This window comes from Polaromonas jejuensis NBRC 106434 (assembly GCF_001598235.1).
GTDB classification, from domain to species: Bacteria; Pseudomonadota; Gammaproteobacteria; order Burkholderiales; family Burkholderiaceae_C; genus Polaromonas; species Polaromonas jejuensis.
Window position 1 is genome coordinate 83803 of the sequence record NZ_BCYO01000002.1, and the last position, 23528, is coordinate 107330.

A 23528-nucleotide genomic window follows, 5' to 3' on the forward strand; every position below is an offset into this window, starting at 1 on the left:
CATGGAGCAACGTCCTTACTGGCTGTCGCAGGCGCTTGCCGCCGAAGCCGGCGGCCCGGCCCCGGCGCTGGTGCAGGGTACGCGCGCCCAGCTGTGCATCATTGGCGGCGGCTTCACCGGACTGTGGACCGCCATCCTCGCGAAAAAAGCCAGGCCCGAGCTCGACGTGATCGTGCTCGAGGCCGATGTCTGCGGCGGCGGCGCCAGCGGCCGCAACGGCGGCTGCGCGCTGACCTGGTCCACCAAATTCTTCACCCTGCAGCGCCTGTTCGGCGAGGCCGAGGCGGTGCGCCTGGTGCGCGCCTCCGAGCAGGCCCTGCTCGACATCGAGGCCTTCTGTGTAGAGCACGAGATCGATTGCGAATGGCGGCGCCACGGCACACTGTTCACCGCGACCTCGCAGGCGCAGGTCGGCGCCTCCGATGCCGTGGTCGCCGCACTGGAAGCCCGCGGCATCCACTCCTGGCAACGGGTCCCCCAAGACAAACTGCAGCGCCGCGCCGGCTCGCGCGCCCACCTCGAAGGCTGGTACTCGCCGCTGGCGGCCACGGTGCAGCCGGGCAAGCTGGTGCGCGGCCTGCGCCGGGTAGCTTTGGCGCTCGGCGTTCGGCTGCATGAAGGCACACCAATGCTAAGCCTCGAAGACGGCTCGCCCCCCGTGGTTCGCACGCCGCACGGCAAGGTGACGGCCGAGCGCGTGGTGATTGCGATCAACGCCTGGATGGCCAGCAGCTTCCGCGAGTTCGAGCGCAGCATCGCCATCGTCTCCAGCGACATGGTCATCACCGAACCGGCCGCCCAGCCGCTGGCCGCCTCCGCGCTGGACGCCGGCATCTCGGTGCTCGATTCGCGCATCTTCGTGCACTACTACCGCAGCACCGTCGATGGCCGGCTGATGTTCGGCAAAGGCGGCAACACCTTTGCCTATGGCGGCCGCATGCTGCCGGTGTTCAACCAGCCCTCGCCCTACCGCGAGGAGCTGACCGGGCGCCTGCGGGGCTTCATCCCGGAACTGGCCGGCACGCCGATTGCCGCCAGCTGGAACGGCGCGTCGGACCGCTCGGTCACCGGCCTGCCCTTCTTCGGCTGCCTGCGCGGCCGCCCCGACGTGTTTTACGGCTTCGGCTACTCGGGCAATGGCGTCGGCCCCAGCCGCATGGGCGGCGAACTGCTGTCTTCGCTGGCGCTGGGACTGGACAACGAATGGACGCGCAGCCCGCTGTTCCGCGGCCCGCTCGGACGCTTCCCGCCCGAGCCTATCCGCTTTGTCGGCTCGTTGATGGTGCGCAACGCGGTGCGGCGCAAGGAAGCCGCCGAAGACCGCGGTCGCCGCCCATTCCTGCCCGACGTGATGCTGTCGCGTTTCGCAGCAGCCGCGGGCAAGGCGGACAAAGCATGATCCGGCGTGCCAGCGCTGTCTCAGCTGAAGCCGGCATGTTGCTTTGACAGCAATTAAGCAACTTCGGCCATCAGCTCGCCAAAGCGGCGCAGGTCCACATTGCCGCCGCTGATGATCACCCCCACGCGCCGGCCGGCGATCGGCAAACCGGCCTCGCAGGCGGCCGCAAAACCGAGGCAGCCGGTGGGCTCCACCACCATCTTCATGCGTTCGGCAAAAAAGCGCATGGCCTGCACCAGCTGCGCATCGCTGACGGTCAGGATGTCATCGACATCGCGCCGTATCACCCCGAAGGTGTACTCGCCCAGATGCTGGGTTTGCGCGCCGTCGGCAATGGTCCTGGGGGTGGGAATGGTGACGATGGCGCCGCTGCGAAATGACTGCTGGCCATCGTTGCCGGCCTCGGGCTCCACCCCGTAGACCTTGCAGGCCGGCGACAGCGCACGCGCCGACAGGGCCGAGCCGCTGAGCAGGCCGCCGCCGCCCAGGCACACGAACAAATAATCCAGCTCGCCCACCTCGTCAAACAGCTCCCTGGCGGCGGTGCCCTGGCCGGCGATCACGTCGGGATGGTCATAGGGCGGAATCAGCGTCATGCCGCGCGCCTGGGCAATTTCGCGCGTCAGGGCCTCGCGGTCCTGCTTGAAGCGGTCAAACAGAATCACCTCGCCGCCATAGCCCCGGGTGGCATCCACCTTGGCGGGCGGCGCGTCCAGCGGCATCAGGATCACGGCGGGAATGCCCAGCAGGCGGGCCGACAGGGCCACGGCCTGCGCATGGTTGCCCGATGAGAAGGTGATGACGCCGGCCTTGCGCTGTTCGGCACTGAAGCGGGAAAGCGCATTGAAGGCGCCGCGAAACTTGAAGGCGCCCATGCGCTGAAAGTTCTCGCACTTAAAGAATACACTGGCCTTGAGCCTGTCGTCCGCCGTGCGCGAGCGCAGCACGGGCGTGCGGTGGGCATGGCCATCGAGCCGCCGGGCGGCAGCCATCACATCATCAAAAGTGGGCAAGGTCAGCATGTTCAAGGTCCGGTTCGAAGCCAGGGTGTATTGCAGGCAAGTCAGCCCGATTTATACAGGAAACCGCCAGGCGGCCCGCCGCACGTTCACTCCATGATCAGGCTGCTGCAAACCTTCTCCTGGCAGGAACTGCGCTTGCACCCCTGGCGCAATGCCGCCGCCGTGCTGGCGGTGATGCTGGGCGTGGCGCTGGCGTTTTCGGTGCAGCTGATCAATGCCTCGGCGCTCAGCGAGTTTTCGCAGGCCGTGCGCGCGGTGAACGGCCAGCCCGACCTGGAGCTGCGGGCCGTGCAGGGCGGCTTTGATGAGCGCCTGTACGAGCGCGTGGCCAATGACCGCCAGGTCGCCATGGCCAGCCCGGTGCTGGAAATGGCCACCTATGCACTCACGGACAAAGGCGGCCAGGCAGAGCGCCAGCCCTTGCGCATCATCGGCATAGACGCGCTGGCGGTGGCGCAGATCGCGCCGGCCCTGATGCCGGCGCCTGCCAACGGCGCAGACCGCCTGGCGATCTTTGCGCCGGATGCGGTCTTTCTCAACCCGGCAGCGCGCCAGGTGTTCAGCGCCCCGCATTTGCAGCTGCAAAGCGGTTTGCAGCTGCGCAGCGTCACCGTGGCTGGCAGCGTGAGCGCCGGCGGCGGCCCGCTGGCGGTGATGGACATCGCGGCCGCGCAGGAGCTGTTTGGCAAGGGCGGCCAGCTCTCGCGCATTGATGTGCGGCTGAAGCCCGGCAGCGACCCGCAAGCCTTTGTCAGCGCGCTGCAGCTTCCGCCCCACATCACCGCCACGGCCCCGGGCGATGCGGCCCAGCGCGTGAGCAACCTGTCGCGCGCCTACCGCGTCAACCTCACGGTGCTGGCGCTGGTGGCCTTGTTCACCGGCGCGTTTCTGGTGTTCTCGGTGCTGTCGCTCAGCGTGGCCAAGCGGGCGCAGCAGTTTGCGCTGCTCGGCGTGCTGGGCCTGACCGGGCGCGAGCGGCTGCAGCTGGTGCTGGCCGAATCGCTGCTGCTGGGTCTGCTGGGCAGTTTGCTGGGCCTTGCGCTGGGCACGGCGCTGGCGGCGCTGGCGCTGCGCGTGCTGGGCGGCGACCTGGGCGGCGGCTACTTTGCCGGCGTCGCGCCCGCGCTGCAATGGAACGGCTGGGCGGCGCTCATCTATGGCGCGCTGGGCGTCGTGGCGGCCGGCGTGGGCGGCTGGTGGCCGGCGCGCGCGGCCCAAAAATTGCCGCCCGCGCAAACGCTCAAGGGCCTGGGCCTGGCCCCCGGCGCCGGCACATCCCGCTGGTTCAGTATCGTTTTGATAGCTGCCGGCGCCCTGCTGGCGCTGGCGCCACCGGTATTTGGCATACCACTGGCAGCGTATCTGTCGGTCGGGCTGCTGCTGGTCGGCGGCATCACCGCGCTGCCCTGGCTGATTGCACGGCTGTACGACCGGCTCAGCCCCTGGGTGGCCCACCGCCTCTTGCCGCTGCTGGCCGTGGAACGCGCGCGCCGGGTGCGCGAAAGCGCTGCGGTGGCCGTCAGCGGCGTGGTCGCCTCGCTGAGCCTGGCCGTGGCGCTGACCGTGATGGTGGCGAGCTTTCGCGATTCGGTCACGCACTGGCTGGACGTGCTGCTGCCGGCCGATCTGTATGTGCGCACGGCCCTTGGCGGCCCGGCCAGCGACGCCGCGTATTTTTCTCCGGACTTTGTGCAGCAGCTGAAACAGCTGCCCGGCGTGGCGCGCGTGAACGCCTTGCGCAGCACGCCCCTGATGCTGGACGCGGCCCAGCCCGCCGTCACGCTGATAGCGCGCAGCATTGGCGACCCGGCCACCACCCTGCCGCTGGTCGGCAAGGCGCTGCCCGTGCCGCCCGGCCACGTGGGCATTTATGTGAGCGAGGCCATGGTCGACCTGTACGGCGCCAAGCCGGGCCGCGTCTTTGCCCCACTTTCACAGGCTTTCAGGGCTCTAGCCCAGGACGGACGGGCGCCAGCAGCTCCTGATTCAATAGCAATTCCGGCAAGCTCAGCCGCCACCTCGTTTTACGTCGCCGGCATCTGGCGCGACTACGCCCGCCAGTTCGGCAGCATCGCCATGGCGCAGCGCGACTTCGAACGCCTGAGCGGGGACGCGCGCGTCAACGAACTGGCACTATGGCTGAGCTCCGGTGCGAGCGACACCGGGGTACAGCAGGCGATACGCCGCCTGGCCGAGCAGCAATCGGGCGCCGGTGCGCTGCTGGAGATGGCCTCGGTCAGCCAGCTGCGCGCCACCTCGCTCAAGATTTTTGACCGCAGCTTTGCCGTGACCTACTGGCTGCAGGGCGTGGCCATTGCGATTGGCCTGTTTGGCGTGGCGGCCAGCTTCAGTGCCCAGGTGCTGGCGCGCCGCAAGGAGTTCGGCCTGCTGGCCCACCTGGGCCTGACACGGCGGCAAATCCTCGCGGTGGTGGCCGGCGAAGGCGCAGCCTGGACGGTGATTGGCGCGCTGGCCGGGCTGGCGCTGGGCCTGGCCGTGTCCGCCGTGCTGGTCTACGTGGTGAACCCGCAAAGCTTTCACTGGACCATGGACTTGCAAGTGCCCTGGCTGCGCCTGCTGCTGCTGTGCGCGGCGGTGGTGGTGGCGGGCACGCTGACGGCCCGGCTCACCGGCCGTGCCGCCGCGGGCAAGGATGCCGTGCTGGCCGTGAAAGAAGACTGGTAGTCCGCGCACCGGACACCGATAACCATGTTCCGGCAACGGTCGATGCAGGTTTCTTTTGCTTACGATGCTCACCCTTCTGACGCGGAAATGTCATACTCATGCCGCTTGCCACGCTTACCATCACGTTCACCTTCATTGAAAAACCGATTCGCAACCTCGACCCGAGTCTTCATCATGGCCGCCATCAAAGCACACCCTCATGACTACCGTATCGAAAGCCGCGACCCGCTGCAAGGCAGCCTGCTGCCGCCCGGCGGGCAGGAGCACATCTACGCCGACCTTTCGCTGGCCGTCGCCGTCGCCGTCAAAAGCGTGACCGACCCCACGCGCCAGGAAGTGCGGGTAGTGCACATTCCCAGTGGGGAAATTGTGTTCAGGACCACGCCCACGGGCCAGGCTTTGTGAAGCCTGGCGCGGAGACTACGCCAGCCGTATGTTCTCTGCAAAATGCTCGTAGACCGTGGCGATTCTTCGCAGGTGCCGCGATTCGGCGTGCGCCAGCAGCCACAGGTCTGATTCGCAGTCCGGCAAGGTCTCGGTAAGGGGCAGCAGCGCGGGCTCGCCCGCCAGCATGAAGACGGGCACTATGCCCACACCCAGGCCCGCCTTGATCGCGTCCATGACGGCCACGATGCCATCGGCGTAGTGGCGCGGCGTGACTTTTGGCAGTTGTTTGCGCCGCCATAGCACCGACGGATGTTCGGGCAGGGATTCATCGGGCGCGATCCAGTCGAGGGTCTCGAGCAGGCCGAATTGGTTCAGGTCCTGGACGCTTTTTTTCCGTTGGGATGTGAGGGCCTGGGTTTTCGCGCCTTTCAAGCCTTTTGAGCCGCACACCACAAAGCGCACCGTCCCGAGCTTTCGGCCCACCAAATGGTCAGGGGGCTTGCGGGTGGCGCGCAGCGCCAGGTCGGCGTCGCGCCGGCTCAGGCTGGCGAGCTCGTTGCCGCAGCGCATGTCCAGTTTCAGCAAAGGATGCTGCGCCAGCAAGGGCTTCAGCGAAGGCAGCACCAGCCCGCGCAGGACCGCGTCGGTCGTCGTCAGCCGCACCAATCCCGACACCCCCTCGTGCGGCCGCTGGGCGGTGGCGCGTGCGGCTTCAAGTTCCGCCTCTATGCGTTCTGCGTGGCGTGCCAGCTCCAGCATCGGCTCTGTCGGCAGGTAGCCGCGGCGCGAGCGTTCAAACAGACGCTGCCCCAGGCTTTTTTCAATGCGCTGCACCGAACGGAACACGGTAGACGCATCGGCACCCAGCCGGCGCGCGGCCTCGGCGAGCGTCATGCCGCGCACCAGCGCCAGCAGGACTTGCAGGTCATACGCGGTCAAAGCGCATTGCGTTTTTGCAATGAATTTTTTCATTAATGCAAATTTACATTGCTTTCATGCAATCGTACAGTGGCCCTCCCTTCAACGCCACCGCGACATCACCATGAACACCACGACGCCCACCCACACGCTTGACAACGCCACGCAGGCCTGGGCTGCGGGTGGCCCTCGGCACGATGTGGTGCACCCATGCGCTGCTCAAGATCCTGGTCTACACCCTGCCGGGTGCAGCGCAATTTTTCAGCGCGGTCGGCCTGCCCGGCTTCATGGCCTACCCGGTGGTGGTGATGGAACTGGCGGGCGGCACGGCCTTGTTGCTGGGCTTTTATGGCCGTCAGGCTTCGCTGCTGCTGGCGCCCATCCTGGTCGTAGCCGCCTGGGTACACCTGCCCAACGGGTGGGTCTTCTCCAATGCCAAGGGCGGCTGGGAATACCCGGTGTTTCTGCTCGTCGCCTCGCTGAGCCACTGGTTGCTGGGCGACGGCAAATGGGCTGCACGCCGCAGCCGCCTGCTCGTTCCGGCTTGAGGCGAGCAAGCACCTTTTCATCAACAGGCCGGAACGCCACGGAGCATCCCTCATGAAACTGACCTTGATCAGCCACACCCTGTGCCCCTATGTGCAGCGCGCCGCCATCGTGCTGGCCGAAAAAGAAGCTGCTTTCGAGCGACGCAACATCGACCTGGCCAACAAGCCCGCATGGTTCAAGGCCGTGTCCCCGCTGGGCAAAACGCCGGTGCTGATGGTGGACGGCGATGCCATCTTTGAATCCGCCGTGATCTGCGAATACCTGGACGACACGCTGCTGCCACGCCTGCACCCGGCCGATGCGCTCAAGCGCGCCCAGCACCGCGCGTGGATGGAGTTTGGCACCACCTTGCTCAACACCCTGGGCGGGTTTTACAACGCGCCGGATGCGGCCAGCCTGGAGAGCCGCAGGAGGGAACTGAGGGCCAGGTTCGCGCAAATCGAGCCGGTCTTGCCGCGGCAGGGCACCTACTTTTCCGGTGACGCGTTCAGCCTGGTGGACGCGGTGTTTGGCCCGGTGTTCCGGTATTTCGATGTCTTTGAGCAAGCGGGTGAGCACGGCATTTTTGAACACACGCCCAAGGTGCGCGCCTGGCGCGCCGCGCTGGCGCAGCGGGCGTCCATCCAACGGGCCGTGCGTAGCGACTACGCCGACGAGCTGCGGCAGTTTTTACTGAAACGCGGCTCGGAACTCTCAAGGCGCATGAGCGCGAGCGTGCGGACTCAGGCCTGACGAAACTGCACCAGCGTCTCCAGCAGTTTGCGCGTCGCGCCGTCCACCGTTGCCAGCGGGCGATGCACCACGGCCGTGTGGCGCGTCAGCGCGGGTTTCAGGGGGAGTACCTGCATGCCATGCTGAACCGCCAGTTCGCCGTTGTGCTCCAGCGGCAGCACGGCCGCCCCATACCCGGCAGCCACCAGGCTCTTCATAGCCTCGGTGAAATTGAGCTCGATACGGGCGCGGGGCGTGAAGCCCGCGCCGGCAAACCACTCCATGGTCAGGCGGTACATGTGGGTGGTGGCGTCGTTGAAGATCAGCGGCCGGCTGGCCAGCCATTGCGGCGTGATGCGTTTGGGCGCCTGCCAGCGCTGCGGCACAAAAGCCATCATGGGGTCGCTGCGCCAGTGGGTCATCGCCAGGCCGCGCTGTGACGGCTGTGGTGTGGCGACCAGTCCAACGTCGAGCGTGCCCTGGCTCAGCCGTTCCATGGTTTCAGCGGAGCCCAGAATGCTGACCTCGACATCGATGCCCGGGTGGGCATGCTCCATGGCTTTGAGCACGCGCGGCAGCAAATGCACCACGACGCCCGTGGAGGTGCCCAGGCGTACCCGGCCGACCCGGCCTTCGACATGGCGCTTCACGGCATCGACGGCGTCGTCGGCATCGCGCAGCAGGCGCCTGGCGCGCTCCACCAGCACGGCGCCCGCGGCGGTGGGCTGCACGCTTTTGCCTCCGCGCACCACCAGCGAGGCCGCCAGTCGGCTTTCCAGCTCGCTGATGTGCAGGCTCACGGTGGGCTGGGCCAGATGCAGCGCCCGCGCCGCCGCTGAAAAAGTGCCGAGATCGGCGATGGCGACGAGCGTGCGGAGTTGGTCGAGATTCAGTTCACGCATCAGTAATCCTGATAAATTTCATCAGAAAATTCAACTTTCATAATAACAAGATACGCGGCACCATCGGGTACTTCTCATCAGGAGTACCGCCATGCTGCCAAAGACCATCGCCCTTGTTTCCAGCGCACTGCAGCGCCTGCTTGCCCGCTTACCCGGTCGCCCGATGTTTCCCGGGCGCCAACAACGCGGGCAGGACAAGCGGCACGAGGCCGAGCTCCGGCAGATGAGCACCCGGGAACTGAACGACCTGGGCATAGGCCGGGGAGAAATCCCCGCCTTGCTGGAAACACCTGCGACGTGGCGCGGGGGCCGATGCTGAACTGCAAGCACAGGAGATCCGTTCCCATCCCGCGGCCTAGTGTGGTGTTGCATGCTTGACGGTACAAATAAAACCGATGGATTTTTGTTCAGGGCAAGGCGCAAACCGCAGCAATAGTTCCACTATTGCGAGGAGTTGCAACGCCGCCATGGACGAAAAGACGCGGTTTTATGTGCCGGATAGCGTGCAACACCACACTAGCTGCGAGAATCAGGGCCATGACCTCCCAGCAAACGGCCCAAGCCTTCAACGACCCCTGGCTCAGCACCGCCATCGCCCGCATCGAGGCGGACTTCCAGCGCAGCGCCGACACGCACCTGATCCCCCTGCCCTTGCCCGAATTTGCCGCGCGCGGCGTTGACCTCTACCTCAAGGACGAGTCCACCCACCCCACCGGCAGCCTGAAGCACCGGCTGGCCCGCTCGCTGTTTCTGTACGCGCTGTGCAATGGCCTGATCCATGAAACATCCACCATCGTGGAAGCCTCCAGCGGTTCCACCGCCGTGAGCGAGGCCTACTTCGCGCGGCTGCTGGGCCTGCCCTTCATTGCCGTGATGCCACGCAGCACCTCCCCCGAAAAAGTGGCGCAGATCGAGTTTTACGGCGGGCGCTGCCATTGGGTGGACAGCGCCGCGCAGGTGTACGACGAGGCCCACAAGCTGGCCAATGAGACCGGCGGGCATTACATGGACCAGTTCACCTACGCCGAGCGCGCCACCGACTGGCGCGGCAACAACAACATCGCCGAAAGCATGTTCAGCCAGATGGCCCTCGAGCGCCATCCGGTGCCGCGCTGGATTGTGGTGGGCGCGGGCACGGGCGGCACCAGCGCTACCATAGGCCGCTACGTGCGCTACCAGCGCCACAACAGCCAGCTGTGCGTGGCCGACCCGGCCGGCTCGGTCTTTGGCGCCTACCACCGCACCGGCGATGCCAGCCTCACGGGCGCCGGCTCACGCATCGAGGGCATTGGCCGACCGCGCGTGGAGGCCAGCTTCATCCGCACGGTGATAGACCGCATGATTGAAGTGGCCGATGTGGATTCGCTGGCCGCCATGCACGCGCTGTCGCAGCTGCTGGGGCGCAAGGTGGGGCCCTCGACCGGGACCAACTTTGTCGGCATGCTCACGCTGGCGCACGACATGCTGGCGCGCGGCGAGCAAGGCTCCATCCTGTCGCTGCTGTGCGATTCGGGGGAGCGCTATTTGCCCACCTATCACGACGCCAGCTGGGTGAAAGAAAAGATCGGCGACTGCGCGGCCGCGCTCGATTGCATCGACAAGCAGATGCACCCCGCGTAGGTGCGCTGAAACAGCGCCATGCACGCTTCCTTGTTGCCAGTCAATCCCCTGCGGCGCCAACTGCTGATGGGCGGCATGGCCGGGCTCGCAGGGCTTGCAGGGTTCACGGGCAACAGCCATGCCCTGCCCGCCAGAACCCTGAGCTTTCCGCGTGACCGAGGCGCGCACCCCGGCTTTCGCACCGAGTGGTGGTACATCACCGGGCAGGCGAGCGCCACAGGTGCGGGCAGTCGCCTGTTTGGCTTTCAGCTCACATTTTTCCGCTCGCGGGTCGATGGCACACAGGCTATGGCCTCCCAATTTGCGGCCAAGCAGCTGATCTTTGCGCACGCCGCTGTCACCGATGTGCAGGGCAGGAAGCTCTGGCATGACCAGCGCATGGCGCGCGATGGCTTTGGCGTGGCGTCTGCCAGCGAGCTGGACATGGCCATCAAGCTGCGCGACTGGTCGCTGAAAGCCGACGGCGGAAACTACACCGCCGAGCTGCCGGCGACGGACTTTGCACTGAAGCTGCAATTTGAGGAAACGCAAACCCTGATCCTTCAGGGCAACCAGGGCCTCTCGCGCAAAGGGCCGGAAGCCAAGCAGGCCAGCTACTACTACAGCCAGCCGCAACTCGCCACCCGCGGCAGCCTGCAGATCAAGGGCGAAACCTTTGAAGTCACCGGAAAAGCCTGGCTGGACCATGAGTGGAGTGAGGAGCTGCTGCACCCCAACGCCGTGGGATGGGACTGGATAGGCATGAACCTGGACGACGGCAGCGCCCTCACCGCCTTCCGCCTGCGCGACAAGGACGGCAATGCCATCTGGGACGGTGGCTCATTCAGGTCACCCCAGGGCGGGCTCTACACCTTCCGCCGCGGCGAAGTGATTTTCAAGCCCATGCGACGCTGGAAAAGCCCGCTCACCCAGACTGCTTACCCGGTGGAATGGATGGTTCGCACACCGGCCGATTTTTATACCGTGCGGGCCGTGCTCGACAACCAGGAACTGGACAGCCGCGCCTCCACCGGTGCGATTTACTGGGAAGGCCTGAGCGAGTTGATCGACAGCAATGGCAAGCGCGTCGGCAGCGGCTATCTGGAGATGACGGGATACGCACAGACCTTGCGCCTTTAACCACAGAAAGCACAAGGCGGTTGCGAGCGGCCAGGTGCAGCCGGCCTGCGGGCAGGTCCCGGTGGTCCGCGCTACCGCACCCTCCTCTCCGCAAGCATGGCATGGCGACTTTCGCGCCAACCCACGCCTTGGCACTGAGCCCCACCAGCAGGGCGAACAAGGCCAAGGCTTCCCGACCGAGCAATGCCGCGCGCCATCCAGCACGGCAGGCGCACCGGCTGCATTGGCAGATTTGGGAATCCTGGGAAATCCAGGGTATGCCCTGAATTTTTTCCGGAAATTGCCGATAAGCAGGTTTGGGTATATGCCGCGGCATGTTTGCCGCTCCAGCGCGTCCGTGCCTGGCCGAGCGTATGCCTCCCGCTATTGTCCAAAGGAATGCGCATGCACGAAAAACCAAACAACCCCTACGCCACAGCGGCAGCGCCCACCAGCGCTGCGGCCACCAGGACGCTGGAATACCTGTCCTTCACGCTGGGCCAGGAAGAGTACGGCATCGACATCCAGAAGGTGCAGGAACTGCGCGGCTATGACGCGGTGACGCGCATCGCCAATGCGCCCGAGCACATCAAGGGCGTGGTGAACCTGCGCGGCATCATCGTGCCCATCGTCGACATGCGCATCAAGTTCAGGCTGGGCACGCCCAGCTACGACCAGTTCACGGTGGTGATCATCCTCAACATTGGCAGCCGCGTCATGGGCATGGTGGTGGACAGCGTCTCGGACGTGATCACTTTGACGCCGGAGCAAATCAAGCCGGCCCCCGAGATGGGCGCGGTGCTGGACACCGAATACCTGATCGGCCTGGGCACGCTGGACGAACGCATGCTGATCCTGGTGGACCTGGAAAAACTCATGTCCAGCGATGAGATGGGATTGGTCAATGCAACCCATCAATAGTTGGAAGAATTTACATGGCCATTCGCATGCGGCGTTTTTGCATCCCACACATCTTCTAGAGTCACCATTATGTTTCTGAGCAATATCTCGATTGGTAAGCGTCTGGCCCTTGTGCTCGGCATCATCCTTGCGTTGTTCCTGGCGAGCAGCCTATTTGCCGTGCTGAAGCTGCGCCAGCTGGGCGTTGAAATCGACACCATGGTCAAAGATAACGTCAAGACCGAACGTGCCGGTGCCGACTGGCTGCGCCACACCACGGCGGGTGTGCAGCGGGCCGCTGCCATCGCCAAAAGCAGCGATGCAAGTCTGATTCCTTACTTCGCACCGGCAACGGCTGAGTCGATTCGGCTGACCAACGATTTGCAGAAGTTGATCGAAGCCCAGATGAACACGCCTGAAGAGCATCAGTTGTTCGACAAGGTCGGCGAATTGCGCAAGAACTACCTGGCCGCTCGCGAGGAGGTTAGCAAACTCAAGCAGGCGGGCGAACTGGAGGGGGCTAACCGCGTTTTTATCGAGCGTTTCGAGCCAACCTCGCGCAGCTATCTGGCCGGGGTGCAGAAAATGGTGGACTCACAGCGAGCCCAGCTAAATGCCGCGGCACAACGCAGCCAGGACTTGCGTGCCCAGACCAGCATGCTGCTGATTGTCTGCAGCGTGCTGTCGCTGGGCCTGGGTACCTTTCTGGCCTGGTTCCTGGCGCGCAGCATCACGCACCCGCTGCGCCGGGCCGTGCAAGTGGCCCAAACCGTCGCCAGCGGCGACCTGAGCAGCCACATCGAGGTCAGCAGCCGGGACGAGACCGGCCAGCTGATGCAGGCGCTCAAAGACATGAACGCCAGCCTGGTCGGGATCGTCGGCCAGGTGCGCACCGGCACGGACACCATGGCCACGGCGTCCAGCCAGATTGCCGCCGGCAACCAGGACCTGTCGTCCCGTACCGAAGAGCAGGCCAGCTCCCTGGAAGAGACCGCCGCCTCCATGGAGGAGCTGACGAGTACGGTCAAGCAGAACGCCGACAACGCCCGCCAGGCCAACCAGCTGGCCGTCTCCGCCTCCAGCGTTGCGCTCAAGGGCGGCAGCGTCGTCGCCCAGGTGGTGGACACCATGGGCGCCATCAATGCCTCGTCCAGGAAGATCGTCGACATCATCGGTGTCATCGACGGCATCGCCTTCCAGACCAACATCCTGGCGCTGAATGCCGCGGTCGAAGCCGCCCGGGCCGGCGAGCAGGGCCGCGGCTTTGCCGTGGTCGCCGCAGAAGTCAGGAACCTGGCCCAGCGCTCAGCGGCGGCGGCCAAGGAGATCAAGGTCTTGATCGACGACTCGGTGGGCAAGGTCGAGAAAGGCAGCCAGCAGGTCAGCCAGGCCGGCAAGACCATGGACGAGATCGTGGACAGCGTCAAGCGCGTGACCGACATCATGGCCGAGATCACGGCAGCCAGCCAGGAGCAGACCCAGGGCATCGAGCAGATCAACCAGGCCATCACGCAGATGGACCAGGTGACGCAGCAAAACGCCGCGCTGGTCGAAGAAGCGGCCGCGGCCGCGCAGTCCTTGCAGGAGCAGGCCAGCGGGCTGTCCCAGGTGGTGAGCGTGTTCAGGCTGGACCTGGACCACGGGCAGCAGGTCCATGTGGCCCCGACCAGGCGTGCGGCGCCCGCTTACCCGAGAGGCGCGCCGATGCAGCCGCCGGCGGCCAGGCCGGCGATTGCCGCGCCAGCGCTCGGTTAAGCTGTCATCAACAGAATAAGGCTTTCGCCGCCCAGCGTGGCGAAAGCGACTTGCAGGAACGCCACGACTAAAATCAAGGCCAGATACTCATGAAAAACTTCACAGACATCTTTCAAAGCCACAGCGTTGGCTTGCTGCTTCTTCGCTGCTACCTTGCCATCGCCACGCTGCTTCACGGAATAAGCAAGCTCCAGCATGGCATTGGCGGGATAGAAAACATGGTCGTCGCGCACGGTCTTCCCGCCTTCTTCGCCTACGGCGTGCTGGTGGGCGAAATCGTCGCGCCCCTCATGTTGCTGGTGGGTTATTGGGTAACGCCGGCGGCCCTGCTCATTGCCGTCAACATGGTCGTCGCGATTTGGCTGGCGCACACCGGTCAAATTTTCTCCCTCTCGAAATCCGGCGGGTGGCAAATTGAACTGCAGGCGTTTTTCCTGGTGAGCGCACTGACGGTGGCGATGACGGCCCGCACGTCCCAACGGCGCTGAGCCTTTCACCCCGAGGCCAGCACCGGCTTCAAACCAGCGGCGGCCATATTCTTGTTTCGAATGACGCGGACAATCCTCATTCAGATCAGGATCAATTCACCGACGTTCATCAATTTGAGGAGGCACCCGCCAAACGGGACTGCTGCTGTGTATCGCCGTCTGATCTAGGGCCTAGAGGATTGACCAACGGCTGCCGATGATGCTCTGAAACGCCCATGATGGCGATTCGCCCCGATGCGTGGCACACTGGACCGACGTTTTGAGGAGTGAGCACCATGTTGCGCAAGCTCTTTTTCTGGCTGCTGGCACTTACGGCAATGCTGTATCCGGTGCAGGGGGCCATGGCGGCCGATGGGCCAGCGCTTGTGCCCGAGAGCGATGTCCGGGTCACGCGTTCGGGAGCCAGCTTCACCGTGGACATGGCCATGTATGCGCCGGTGCCACCTGCGCAGGCCTGGGCGGTGCTCACCGATTTTGAGCATTATGGCAATTTCGTGCCCAACCTGAGCAACAGCCAGGTGCTCGAGCGCAGCGATACCGTGCTCAAGGTCCACCAAAAGGGCGTGGCCCGTTTTGGCTTCTTTTCAGCCAACTTTGAGTCCACCCGGGAGATTCAGCTGATCCCGCAGAGCGAGATCCGGGCGCACGGCGTGGGCGGCAACGTCGAGCGCATGGAGAGCGTGATGCAGCTGCAAGCCGAAGGCGCCGGCACCCGGCTGAACTACCACGCCGAAGTGCGGCCGGGCTTTTGGTTTCCCCCACTCATCGGGCCGGCCCTGGTGCGACATCAAACGGCCGAGCAATTTTCCGCCATGCTGCAGGAAATGATCCGGCGTCAATGAGGTCAATGCCCCGCAGGCACTGGCGCGCAGCATAACCCTCCAAGCGCGAAGGAAGACAAGCCACGACAATGGCTGCCATGAAAGCACTTCAACATATTGCCTTGTCCATGCTTGATCTGGTGGCTGTGCGCGAAGGCGGCACGGTGGCAGAAGCGCTGGCGATTTCCCTGCGCACCGCGCAGCATGCCGAACGCCTGGGCTTTGCCCGCTACTGGCTGGCCGAACACCACAACATGCAGGGCATCGCCAGTTCCGCCACGGCCGTGCTGGTGGGCTACATCGCTGGCGGCACCCGCACGATGCGGGTGGGTTCGGGGGGTGTCATGCTGCCCAACCACGCGCCGCTGGTGGTGGCCGAGGCCTTTGGCACGCTGGCCGAGCTGTACCCGGGTCGCATAGACCTGGGCCTGGGCCGCGCGCCGGGCACCGACCAGGCCACCATGCGCGCGCTGCGGCGCGACCGGGTGGAATCCGCCGACGACTTTCCGCAGGACGTGGCCGAGTTGCAGCGCCTGCTGGCCCCGGCGGAACCCGGCCAGCGCCTGATCGCCATGCCGGGCGCGGGCACCAACGTGCCCATCTGGCTGCTGGGGTCCAGCCTGTTTTCTGCCCAGCTGGCCGCCGAGCGCGGCCTGCCCTACGCCTTCGCCTCGCACTTCGCGCCACGCCTCTTGCTGCAGGCCCTGGCGCTGTACCGGCAAAACTTCCGGCCATCGGCCACGCTGGCCAAGCCTTACGTGACGGTTGGCGTGCCGCTGATCGCGGCGCCTACCGACGAGGAAGCCGAATACCTGGCCAGCAGCACCTACCAGCGTGTGCTCGGCATCCTGACGGGTGAGCGGCGCGGGCTGCAGCCGCCCGTGGCGCAGTTCATGGCGCAACGGCACCCCCAGGAGCGCGCCGCCATCGACGACTTTTTGGCCGCCGCCGTTGTTGGCGGCCCCGAGACGGTGCGCGAAGGCCTAGCCAAGCTGGCGCAGGCGACCGATGCCGACGAGTTCATGCTGGTCAGCGATGTCTTCGATCCGGCCTTGCGGCTGCGCTCGCTGGACATTGCCGCCGCTGCACGCACCGCCTGACGTCGGGCGGGCCACCACAGCGCCCACCAAGATGCCGGATTACGACTGCAGGCGCTTCCCCAAAAGCCACACCATCGGTCAGCTTCTTGCCGTTGAGGGGGAGTCCATATCTGACCAGTTAAGTTCCATTTTCCGCTACCGGATGAAGCTTGAATTCGGGCCAGAACCGGCTGCTGAGGTCTTCATATGTTTTCGTTAGTGCCCAGTTTGGCAATTGCGAGGTTTCCCCAGCTGTGTGCCACTGCATCAAGCCGACGTAGTAGTACGGGTATTTGTACGTTACTGGATTCATGATGGACTGTTCCAGCGTACCGAGGTTATCGTCATGAAATGGATCCGTGGCCGCAAAGTGCGCCGCGACCTTGTTCCGCCACAGGTGGACTTCTGGAATAGTTGCCTTGACGAACGCGATGCAGTGCGCCTTGATTGCGGGTCGGTTGGCGGGATCGCTAAGTGATGCCGACTTCCAGCCGTTAGTGGTCATCAGTTCAACTAGCGCGACCAAACGTAAGTAATTCACCAAGGTCACTGAGAACCAGTTGAACGCGCACGGCACAAGATCTGGCACCTGACTGGACATGTGCAGAACAACATGGGCAGCATGAGGATCGCTCGCCACGTATTGACGCTCAAGTTCGCGCACAGAGTCCGCGAGAATCTTGAGGCCGACATAATTCGACTTGAAAGCCTGATAGTTGTTGAATGGGGGATCGGCGGGATCGAGTTTGATCCCGCGTTCGTGATCTAAGACGATCTGCGAGATGTTCATGGGGCCAACGTTGGCAATGAGTGGACGACGACGGCGCGGGTTAGCGCGTCGGCGCCCCGAGACCTTGCCCGCCGTGGTCGCTCCACTCGATCAACCAGTTAAATGTCATTTGATTTTTTGCTTCCTCTTAACTGCGTCAACTTGAGAGTCACGGCTCCGACGATTCCAAAATTGAACGCCGAGCCGAGAATAAATACAAGGTTTGAGGGGAGCGCCCCGCGTATTAGTCTAAGCCACGGAAATGAGAAGACAGCGAGTGCCAACTTGGCCGTGAATTGGAGAATCAGCAATGGAATGCCAACAATCCAGAGAAGGGCGCACGATCCGCTAGACCCTTCGGAGCATTTCGCGTCGGCCATCAAGTTGAAAGCCCCAACGATTAAGACCAATATCGTAGAGAACACTCCGCCAAAGATAAGACCTATCACGAAGCCACCGAGCACTGGAGTTGGGAATTTTTGGGCAAGTCGTCGGAGCATATTGGTCATAAGACGTGAAATCTAACATTGGAAATCAGCGGTGGGCCGACCGCACAGCGCTCAAATAGGCGAGGCGCTCGCGGCCCGTTCGCTGCATTGAGGGGCTAGATGGCCCACCGAGCAAGCCGAACGGCTCACGCGCGCTTGCGCAGAAAGACGTGGGTCGCACGTTCGCCCGCGACGCACTTCGCGCATTCATAGCCCAAGGCACGCATATCGATGCCGTTCAAGAGATGCTCCCCGGAACCGAGCAAGACAGGTCGGATGGCGAGATGCAGCTCGTCAATCAGGGCGGCGCGCAGATACTGCCGGATCGTGGATACGCCGCCACCGAGGCGGACGTCGCGGCCGCCGGCTGCAGCGGTCGCCTGCTCCAAAGCGGCGTGAATGCCTTCGGTGACAAAGCGAAACTCCGTACCTCCCGCCATCCTGAGCGGCGCCCGCGGGTGATGCGTCAGCACGAAGACGGGCGTGTGATACGGTGGCTCGTCGCCCCACCAGCCCTTCCAGCTGTCGTCTGGCCACGGGCCCCGGACAGGGCCGAACATGTTGCGCCCAAGAATCCAGGCACCGATTCCGGCAAAGCCTTGCTCCGCAATTCCGTTATCGATTCCCGTCTCTCCATCGTCATGGCCCTGCATCCTCCGCCATATGCGTGTGGGGAAGAACCACTCCATCAACTCAGGGCCTCCGACGCCGAGCGGATTCTGGAGATCCTGGTTCGGCCCGGCACCGTAGCCGTCGATGGAAATCGCAAAGCTTTGAACACGGAGTTTCGACATGACATTCCTCGCGGCTTGGTCAGTGGGACGGCCCAGCGGTGGGCCACCTAACGAAAGTAACCGGCGCATTGCGGCAGGACGCGCATGGCCAGAATGAAATGGGGATCATGCGTGGCATGCCGCAATGCGTCCGGTTGACCGAAGGGTCGGGCGTCACCTCGTTATCCCTGAATCTCAGGCTCGACGAGCTTCGCAAGTTGTGCGAGCGACTCTTGCCAGCCCAAGTAGCACATCTCGAGCGGAATCGCTTCAGGCACCCCCTCTTGCACTACGTTGAGCTCAGTTCCGCACGACACTTGCTTCAAGGTCACCGTCGTCTTCATTTCTCCGGGCAAGTTCGGGTCGTCGAACCTGTCCGTATAGCAAATTTTTTCGAATGGCAGCAGTTCACGATACTCGCCGCCAAACGAGTGACCGTGGCCTGTCGTGAAGTTCGTAAACGACATCTTGTGGGTGCCGCCAACTTTGGCATCCATGTGGTGAACCTTGCAGGTGAAACCGTAGGGCGGAAGCCACTTGGCCATGGCGTCGGCGTCCAGGAACGCCCGATAGACGCGCTCCGGATTCGCACGGAGTACGCGGTGAAGTCGGATGGTGCCTGTGGCCATGATCAATTCGCCTTTCAATCCGTTGTTCGGTGGAACTTGGGTTCGCGACCTGGTACGGGAGAGCTGATGAATGCATAGTGACGCCGATCGTCAAAGTTTACCGATGGCCATGCGAAGCATGGACGTCCGTGTGCAACGCCATGTTAGGCCGGTGTTTCATTTGTAAATTGAATTCACGCAGCTGCGGAGAGAAAACATAGCACGTCACAGTGGATTGCGAGAGATGCTTATGCTTGCCTCGTATTCGAGGGTTGTCAATCAGTTCGCTGAAAAGCAAGACGTGACCACTCAACACCAGCAAAACGGTTAGCGGGCTGTACTGACTGGGTGCGTGCGCTGAATACAGCGCGCAATCCGCGATCTCGTGCCAGCAAGATCGTCTCTTCCTCGGACTGCAGCAAAATTGGTGTCTGACCCCAATAACTCCAATAACTCTTGGTCCGAAACTTGAGATGTTGGTCAGGGTGGCGTTGTGATGCTGAATCACTTGACGAGGGGTCACGTACTCATTGCCTTCCGTGTGCGCATCTTCTACCAGGATGACTGGGTAACCAAGCGCAAACGCCTTGCGCGTGGTTGTATCCACACAGAACTCTGTGTGCATACCGCAGATGATCAGATCAGTTATGGCGCGCGCTCGCAGCGCGGCTTCGAGGTCTGTGCGCAGGAAAGAGTCTGGCGTGGCCTTTCGGACGCGAATATCGGAAGGTTCAGTGTGTAACCCCTGAGCAAGTTGCCATGCGTCGGTGCCAAACTCCAGATACCCAGCTTCTGATTCATGCTGGATGAAGATCACCGGGATACCGGCCGCGCGGGCTTTGGCTGAAACCCGATTGATTCAAATGACGTCCGCTGATTCGAAAGCGTTATGTTCCCCTTCGCATAAGCCTTGCTGGATGTCGATGATGAGAAGTGCTGTTTTCATGATGGCAGGTTGAGATCAGAGGAGATTTTGGGGCCTAACTCCATTTCTAAATCATTCGTGAACGCGAAGTCGAAGCGCAGACAGTACAAACGTACGGCAAGCGAAGCCGACAAAGTGCACGGATGATTTAGAAATGGAATAACGACCGGCGCTCAGGCGCGGCCCACTTTTGACCGTCGCCCGCAGCGCCCTGGTTAGCCCTCTCATGATCGTGAAAAGTGCCGGGGCCTCAATAAAGCACCGAGGGCATCCACACCTCGCGCGGCGCCTCGTAGGGTCCCTGCGTCATCAAAGTCCACACTTTAATCGTCCGGCAGCCCATCTTCAGGACCCGGCGAAAGAAGTCAGCCTGGCGGACCGGGCAGAAAAAACGGGCTGCGTGGGGCGGGAGGCGCCGCGCCATTTCGCCGATCAGCGCGCAGGCATCGTCTTCGCTTTCCGCGACGCCGTGACCCAAAAGGCCGGGAATCAGGTAGCCCGTGACGCGCCCGTCGCGCCGGCGCAGCAAGGGCGAGAAGTCATGGCGGATCGCCGCCGCCACCTCGTTACGGCGGCTCGCCTGGTAAATGTCCACCGAGAGCTGCTCGATCGCGGGAAGGTCCTGCTCGGTGACGGGCCGGACACTGGGGTCCCCGGCGGGCGCTGCGGCGGCCTGCAGATACGCGACCTCTTCCCGGGAATCGAACCCCATGGAAGCGTACAACGACAGCGAGCCGGCATTCATGGTCTCCTGCAGGAGCCGGATACGCTCGATCCCGCGGCGCCGGCCATGATCCACCACGTCCTGCATCAGGGCGAGCCCGATGTCCTTTCCCTGATGGCACGGCTCTACCGTGACCGGGCCGATACCGGCCACGGAATCGGAGAGCGACAGGAAGTTGGACCCGACCACCTGGCCGTCCAGAAGCGCCACGACGCCATAGAAGTCGCTCCGGCTCACCATCATGCCCAGCACCTGCCGCGCCACCGCTGCGCTGGGCAGGTCGAGCGGGAAGTGGTGGCGGTCATGGAGGTCCTTGAAAGCCTCGTAGCAGATTCTCCCCATCTCGCCGACGTGCCGGGACTCTGCCCGAACAAGTTCAAGGCCGGCTGCAGAGGATTGCGAAGAAGACATGGTGGTTCTCCTCAGGGTTAACGTCTGAATTCACCAGCGATGCGCGGCTTTATCGCGCAGTGTCCGGTGGAATGATGGGTTGGGCATCTATGCGCTGCCGCCGACGCCATGCTTGAGAGCCTGCGTAACTATTGCCCTTAGCATCTCGTCCTCGCTCGGAGGGGCTCCAGATATACCTATGCGCGCTGGCAAGAAACTGGAGCGCTCGTTAATGAGATTATTCATTCCTGTATCAATAGAAACTACGTTGGTCAGCGCTCCAATGAAGTCGCTATCTTGATGCGAGTAGCTTGTCTTTATCAAGAAACCAGCCGTTATCTTCTTCTGCTTCGATGACGTATCTGATATGCAGACAGCGTACAGATTGGGAAGTGAGTGATAAAGCTCAACATCAAAATCGTGCATGAAATGCGTAATGGACCCATTGCTGTTGAAAAGGCAGTGAAATAACGGAACGCTCAAGCCGCCTTTTTGATTGCTATCGGACATAGCGAGTTGCATAGATGCTCCTTGGTAAAGACGCCCAACGCCCAAGCTCAGCCGCGGGGTTGCCGGGCAACGCCGTCGGCTGGAGCGCATTGTTGGGCCGCTGTCACTTCGCCGCTGGTGCATCGAGAAACGCGCTGATCATCGGCACCAGCCACTCCGTGCGCGCCGTCACCTTCATGTGATCGGTGCCGGGGAGCACGGCAAGCTGTGCCTGCGGGAGAGCCCGAAACATCTCCACTGCATGTTCGGGGCGGATCACGTCGGCGTCGCCGACAATGACAAGTGTCGGCGCAGTGATGCCACGGATGGCGTCAGCTGGAATGTCCTTGAAGTCGCGCACGCGCTGGGCAGCCTTATCGTGAAACATCCGTATATTCTCAGGCTGTGGTGCGACCTTGAGATACTCCTCCTGCAATTCCCTCGGCATGTTCTCCAGCGTGGCCTTAGCCATCGCCTCCCAGAGCCAAGGATAGGCGCCATCACGCTTGGCCAAGGCCGATGCCAATACGAGCTTCCGCACGACTTCTGGATGCCGGATCGCCACCTGCAACGCGATGGTGCCGCCATTGCTGAACCCAAAGAGATCAGCCTTTTCGACGTGCAGGTAGTTCAACAATGCGGCAGTATCGTCTGCCGACTGCTCGAAGCTGAATGGCCGATCGGCGATGTCCGCCGTGTGCCCGTAGCCCTGCTGCTCGAAAGCAATGATCTGCCTGTCGCGCGCAAGCTCCGGCAGGATGCGGCCGAAGGAGGTCTTGATCGTGTCGCCGCCACCATGAAGCAGCACAAGTGGCGGGCGCTCAGGGTTTGCGGTGCCATGGATCTCAAAGTAAATCCGGAGGCCATTGACAGGCGCGTAGCCGACCTTGGCGGGCTGCTCGACCGCACCGGTGGCGAGACCACGACTGCCACAGCCGGATAACGCGATTGCACAAAATAGCAGGAATGCCACGCCAGCAACCTTCATCGCTCTCCTCCGTTTGCGGCCCAACGTTTGACATGAGCGGCAGACGAAGGGCGTAGCCCTTTGGCTGTCCGCTCGATGAAGGGGTTAGGCGGCACTCGGCTCATACCACTCGGTTCTACGCCCACGCACACTTGCGCACCGTTTCCAGTGTGCGGGTGGTGATATTGCTGCCAAGGTTTCGCTCGAGCAGGCTCATGAACACGGGACCTTTGGGGCCCGGAACGTAGGCAGAGAGGACCTCAGAGCCGGTGAACTTGAGAATGCTCGCGCCGTCGCGTTCAATAGGTAACTCGAACGTTATCTGGCCGGGGCTGCGAAGGAACGTGACAACCCGCTTGGCCGCTGGGGGAAGGCTGAACTCGGCGAAGGGCTCCGATTCGATGAAGTCCTGTAGGTATTCGGCGGACCGGACAATAGTGCCGAATGTGCGACCAAGTTCGGACTGCATTGCTCTCTCAGCGCGGCGCTCTAGCGTGGCCGGGGACGACGAACGAGCATTGAACACAACGTTCCCGCTGGAGAGCAACGTGCGAACGTCTGAGAAGCCTGCCGCCTCGAAGCAACGCTTGAGCGCCGGCATCTTGGCGTTCATCGGGCTGACTCCACGAAGGAAGGCGACATAGCGGGGCATGGGTGGCTGCGCGAGATGGTGGTGGGGTGCTGCCTAATGTAATGTCGACCGTGCGGTCTGCGGTGTAGTCAGATACACCGCAGCATGATTTTGGAGACCAATACGGCCAGAGCCCTTATGTAGTCTGAGCTTTTTCAAAATCGGCATGTCTGCTCCCTGCTAAATAGCCAGCCAAACCCTGCGGGTGGTAGACGCATTCTACCGACGAGGCATGCGCGGAGCCAGCAGCTCCGTCTTGCCGTGCGGTGTAGCCCGACGCATTTGCTGCGGGCGGGCACCGATATCCGCGCCGTTCAGGAGCTGCTGGGCCATAGCGACGTAAGCACCACCATGATTTACACCCATGTGCTCAAGGTGGCAGCGGGCGGCACGGCAAGCCCTTTGGATGCCTTGATGGCCTGAAACGCTA

Annotated in this window: 25 protein-coding genes and 1 pseudogene; 14 read left to right on the top strand and 12 right to left on the bottom strand. The window is 63.2% G+C overall.

The annotated features are described in order from the left end of the window. The first annotated feature begins 1 nt into the window (after window position 1). Window positions 2–1399 carry an FAD-dependent oxidoreductase gene (locus tag PJE01S_RS02830; RefSeq protein WP_068831636.1) on the top strand — a complete coding sequence of 466 codons (1398 nt, stop codon included), beginning with the start codon at window positions 2–4 and terminating at the stop codon, window positions 1397–1399. A 53-nt stretch (window positions 1400–1452) separates the two neighbouring features. Here PJE01S_RS02830 and PJE01S_RS02835 read toward each other — a convergent pair whose 3' ends face one another. Further along, window positions 1453–2421, bottom strand: coding sequence for a threo-3-hydroxy-L-aspartate ammonia-lyase (locus tag PJE01S_RS02835; RefSeq protein ID WP_174548507.1), 969 nt, complete (start codon window positions 2419–2421; stop codon window positions 1453–1455). A gap of 93 nt (window positions 2422–2514) precedes the next feature. Between PJE01S_RS02835 and PJE01S_RS02840 the strand changes: the two genes are divergently transcribed. Together PJE01S_RS02840 and PJE01S_RS02845 are read left to right on the top strand one after the other, a co-directional pair. Further along, complete coding sequence (locus tag PJE01S_RS02840; protein ID WP_068831637.1) at window positions 2515–5106, top strand: FtsX-like permease family protein; 2592 nt, start codon at window positions 2515–2517, stop codon at window positions 5104–5106. Window positions 5107–5280: 174 nt separating this feature from the next. Beyond that, on the top strand, window positions 5281–5511 hold the full coding sequence (locus PJE01S_RS02845) for a hypothetical protein (protein WP_068831638.1): 231 nt from the start codon (window positions 5281–5283) through the stop codon (window positions 5509–5511). Between the two features lie 15 nt (window positions 5512–5526). On the opposite strand, the gene PJE01S_RS02850 is transcribed toward PJE01S_RS02845, so the two are convergent. After that, window positions 5527–6465 (bottom strand): LysR family transcriptional regulator, encoded by a 939-nt coding sequence (locus tag PJE01S_RS02850; protein WP_068831639.1) that lies wholly within the window; start codon window positions 6463–6465, stop codon window positions 5527–5529. A gap of 98 nt (window positions 6466–6563) precedes the next feature. On the opposite strand from PJE01S_RS02850, the gene PJE01S_RS02855 reads away from it, so the two are divergent. Together PJE01S_RS02855 and PJE01S_RS02860 are read left to right on the top strand one after the other, a co-directional pair. Beyond that, window positions 6564–6959, top strand: a complete 396-nt coding sequence (locus PJE01S_RS02855; protein ID WP_068831640.1) for a DoxX family protein — start codon at window positions 6564–6566, stop codon at window positions 6957–6959. 52 nt (window positions 6960–7011) lie between these two features. Next, entirely contained in the window at window positions 7012–7692 is a 681-nt protein-coding gene (locus PJE01S_RS02860) for a glutathione S-transferase family protein (protein ID WP_068831641.1), read from the top strand. Here PJE01S_RS02860 and PJE01S_RS02865 read toward each other — a convergent pair. Beyond that, complete coding sequence (locus PJE01S_RS02865; RefSeq protein WP_068831642.1) at window positions 7683–8573, bottom strand: LysR family transcriptional regulator; 891 nt, start codon at window positions 8571–8573, stop codon at window positions 7683–7685. The genes PJE01S_RS02860 and PJE01S_RS02865 overlap by 10 nt on opposite strands. A gap of 91 nt (window positions 8574–8664) precedes the next feature. Between PJE01S_RS02865 and PJE01S_RS02870 the strand changes: the two genes are divergently transcribed. From PJE01S_RS02870 to PJE01S_RS02890, 5 genes are all read left to right on the top strand, one after another. Beyond that, on the top strand, window positions 8665–8892 hold the full coding sequence (locus PJE01S_RS02870) for a YjiS-like domain-containing protein (RefSeq protein ID WP_068831643.1): 228 nt from the start codon (window positions 8665–8667) through the stop codon (window positions 8890–8892). Window positions 8893–9110: 218 nt separating this feature from the next. Further along, a complete protein-coding gene (locus PJE01S_RS02875; RefSeq protein ID WP_068831644.1) occupies window positions 9111–10193 on the top strand; it encodes a PLP-dependent cysteine synthase family protein in 1083 nt (360 codons plus the stop codon). Window positions 10194–10211: 18 nt separating this feature from the next. Further along, window positions 10212–11312, top strand: a complete 1101-nt coding sequence (locus tag PJE01S_RS02880; RefSeq protein ID WP_068831645.1) for a lipocalin-like domain-containing protein — start codon at window positions 10212–10214, stop codon at window positions 11310–11312. A gap of 384 nt (window positions 11313–11696) precedes the next feature. Continuing rightward, window positions 11697–12212, top strand: coding sequence for a chemotaxis protein CheW (locus PJE01S_RS02885; protein WP_068831646.1), 516 nt, complete (start codon window positions 11697–11699; stop codon window positions 12210–12212). A 69-nt stretch (window positions 12213–12281) separates the two neighbouring features. Further along, complete coding sequence (locus tag PJE01S_RS02890; RefSeq protein WP_068831647.1) at window positions 12282–13946, top strand: methyl-accepting chemotaxis protein; 1665 nt, start codon at window positions 12282–12284, stop codon at window positions 13944–13946. On the opposite strand, the gene PJE01S_RS25825 is transcribed toward PJE01S_RS02890, so the two are convergent. Next, on the bottom strand, window positions 13943–14179 hold the full coding sequence (locus PJE01S_RS25825) for a hypothetical protein (RefSeq protein WP_245660606.1): 237 nt from the start codon (window positions 14177–14179) through the stop codon (window positions 13943–13945). The genes PJE01S_RS02890 and PJE01S_RS25825 overlap by 4 nt on opposite strands. Here PJE01S_RS25825 and PJE01S_RS02895 point away from each other — a divergent pair. The 3 genes from PJE01S_RS02895 to PJE01S_RS02905 all read left to right on the top strand — a co-directional run bounded on the left by PJE01S_RS02895 (window position 14078) and on the right by PJE01S_RS02905 (window position 16355). Next, window positions 14078–14434, top strand: coding sequence for a DoxX family protein (locus PJE01S_RS02895; RefSeq protein ID WP_245660602.1), 357 nt, complete (start codon window positions 14078–14080; stop codon window positions 14432–14434). The two genes, PJE01S_RS25825 and PJE01S_RS02895, sit on opposite strands and share 102 nt — an antisense overlap. A gap of 275 nt (window positions 14435–14709) precedes the next feature. Next, window positions 14710–15276 (top strand): SRPBCC family protein, encoded by a 567-nt coding sequence (locus PJE01S_RS02900; protein ID WP_068831649.1) that lies wholly within the window; start codon window positions 14710–14712, stop codon window positions 15274–15276. A 68-nt stretch (window positions 15277–15344) separates the two neighbouring features. Further along, complete coding sequence (locus PJE01S_RS02905; protein WP_068831650.1) at window positions 15345–16355, top strand: LLM class flavin-dependent oxidoreductase; 1011 nt, start codon at window positions 15345–15347, stop codon at window positions 16353–16355. Window positions 16356–16473: 118 nt separating this feature from the next. On the opposite strand, the gene PJE01S_RS02910 is transcribed toward PJE01S_RS02905, so the two are convergent. The 8 genes from PJE01S_RS02910 to PJE01S_RS02950 all read right to left on the bottom strand — a co-directional run bounded on the left by PJE01S_RS02910 (window position 16474) and on the right by PJE01S_RS02950 (window position 23119). Then, on the bottom strand, window positions 16474–17124 hold the full coding sequence (locus PJE01S_RS02910) for a hypothetical protein (RefSeq protein ID WP_068831651.1): 651 nt from the start codon (window positions 17122–17124) through the stop codon (window positions 16474–16476). 613 nt (window positions 17125–17737) lie between these two features. Further along, window positions 17738–18385 carry a dihydrofolate reductase family protein gene (locus tag PJE01S_RS02920; RefSeq protein ID WP_068831653.1) on the bottom strand — a complete coding sequence of 216 codons (648 nt, stop codon included), beginning with the start codon at window positions 18383–18385 and terminating at the stop codon, window positions 17738–17740. A gap of 161 nt (window positions 18386–18546) precedes the next feature. Further along, window positions 18547–18993: an SRPBCC family protein gene (locus PJE01S_RS02925; RefSeq protein ID WP_068831919.1), complete on the bottom strand. Its 447-nt coding sequence runs from the start codon at window positions 18991–18993 to the stop codon at window positions 18547–18549. Window positions 18994–19090: 97 nt separating this feature from the next. After that, window positions 19091–19831, bottom strand: a complete 741-nt coding sequence (locus PJE01S_RS26265) for an isochorismatase family protein (RefSeq protein WP_339374660.1) — start codon at window positions 19829–19831, stop codon at window positions 19091–19093. Between the two features lie 316 nt (window positions 19832–20147). After that, window positions 20148–21032 carry a GNAT family N-acetyltransferase gene (locus tag PJE01S_RS02935; protein WP_084389321.1) on the bottom strand — a complete coding sequence of 295 codons (885 nt, stop codon included), beginning with the start codon at window positions 21030–21032 and terminating at the stop codon, window positions 20148–20150. A gap of 87 nt (window positions 21033–21119) precedes the next feature. Continuing rightward, complete coding sequence (locus PJE01S_RS02940; RefSeq protein WP_068831656.1) at window positions 21120–21533, bottom strand: hypothetical protein; 414 nt, start codon at window positions 21531–21533, stop codon at window positions 21120–21122. A gap of 91 nt (window positions 21534–21624) precedes the next feature. Continuing rightward, window positions 21625–22488 carry an alpha/beta fold hydrolase gene (locus PJE01S_RS02945; RefSeq protein ID WP_068831657.1) on the bottom strand — a complete coding sequence of 288 codons (864 nt, stop codon included), beginning with the start codon at window positions 22486–22488 and terminating at the stop codon, window positions 21625–21627. 115 nt (window positions 22489–22603) lie between these two features. Then, entirely contained in the window at window positions 22604–23119 is a 516-nt protein-coding gene (locus PJE01S_RS02950; RefSeq protein WP_068831658.1) for a DUF1697 domain-containing protein, read from the bottom strand. 255 nt (window positions 23120–23374) lie between these two features. On the opposite strand from PJE01S_RS02950, the pseudogene PJE01S_RS25470 reads away from it, so the two are divergent. Beyond that, window positions 23375–23521, top strand: a pseudogene (locus PJE01S_RS25470) (tyrosine-type recombinase/integrase); the annotation flags it as partial. Between the last annotated feature and the right edge of the window lie 7 nt (window positions 23522–23528).

Coding starts and splice junctions, on each gene's coding strand:
- PJE01S_RS02880 (WP_068831645.1), top strand. CDS start 10,212: ATGCACGCTTCCTTGTTGCCAGTCAATCCCCTGCGGCGCCAACTGCTG.
- PJE01S_RS02845 (WP_068831638.1), top strand. CDS start 5,281: ATGGCCGCCATCAAAGCACACCCTCATGACTACCGTATCGAAAGCCGC.
- PJE01S_RS02950 (WP_068831658.1), bottom strand. CDS start 23,119: ATGCCCCGCTATGTCGCCTTCCTTCGTGGAGTCAGCCCGATGAACGCC.
- PJE01S_RS02925 (WP_068831919.1), bottom strand. CDS start 18,993: ATGGCCACAGGCACCATCCGACTTCACCGCGTACTCCGTGCGAATCCG.
- PJE01S_RS02935 (WP_084389321.1), bottom strand. CDS start 21,032: ATGTCTTCTTCGCAATCCTCTGCAGCCGGCCTTGAACTTGTTCGGGCA.
- PJE01S_RS02910 (WP_068831651.1), bottom strand. CDS start 17,124: ATGAACATCTCGCAGATCGTCTTAGATCACGAACGCGGGATCAAACTC.
- PJE01S_RS02860 (WP_068831641.1), top strand. CDS start 7,012: ATGAAACTGACCTTGATCAGCCACACCCTGTGCCCCTATGTGCAGCGC.
- PJE01S_RS02900 (WP_068831649.1), top strand. CDS start 14,710: ATGTTGCGCAAGCTCTTTTTCTGGCTGCTGGCACTTACGGCAATGCTG.
- PJE01S_RS02850 (WP_068831639.1), bottom strand. CDS start 6,465: ATGAAAAAATTCATTGCAAAAACGCAATGCGCTTTGACCGCGTATGAC.
- PJE01S_RS02890 (WP_068831647.1), top strand. CDS start 12,282: ATGTTTCTGAGCAATATCTCGATTGGTAAGCGTCTGGCCCTTGTGCTC.
- PJE01S_RS02830 (WP_068831636.1), top strand. CDS start 2: ATGGAGCAACGTCCTTACTGGCTGTCGCAGGCGCTTGCCGCCGAAGCC.
- PJE01S_RS02905 (WP_068831650.1), top strand. CDS start 15,345: ATGGCTGCCATGAAAGCACTTCAACATATTGCCTTGTCCATGCTTGAT.
- PJE01S_RS02870 (WP_068831643.1), top strand. CDS start 8,665: ATGCTGCCAAAGACCATCGCCCTTGTTTCCAGCGCACTGCAGCGCCTG.
- PJE01S_RS02920 (WP_068831653.1), bottom strand. CDS start 18,385: ATGTCGAAACTCCGTGTTCAAAGCTTTGCGATTTCCATCGACGGCTAC.
- PJE01S_RS02875 (WP_068831644.1), top strand. CDS start 9,111: ATGACCTCCCAGCAAACGGCCCAAGCCTTCAACGACCCCTGGCTCAGC.
- PJE01S_RS02865 (WP_068831642.1), bottom strand. CDS start 8,573: ATGCGTGAACTGAATCTCGACCAACTCCGCACGCTCGTCGCCATCGCC.
- PJE01S_RS02885 (WP_068831646.1), top strand. CDS start 11,697: ATGCACGAAAAACCAAACAACCCCTACGCCACAGCGGCAGCGCCCACC.
- PJE01S_RS02835 (WP_174548507.1), bottom strand. CDS start 2,421: ATGCTGACCTTGCCCACTTTTGATGATGTGATGGCTGCCGCCCGGCGG.
- PJE01S_RS02940 (WP_068831656.1), bottom strand. CDS start 21,533: ATGCAACTCGCTATGTCCGATAGCAATCAAAAAGGCGGCTTGAGCGTT.
- PJE01S_RS02840 (WP_068831637.1), top strand. CDS start 2,515: ATGATCAGGCTGCTGCAAACCTTCTCCTGGCAGGAACTGCGCTTGCAC.
- PJE01S_RS02945 (WP_068831657.1), bottom strand. CDS start 22,488: ATGAAGGTTGCTGGCGTGGCATTCCTGCTATTTTGTGCAATCGCGTTA.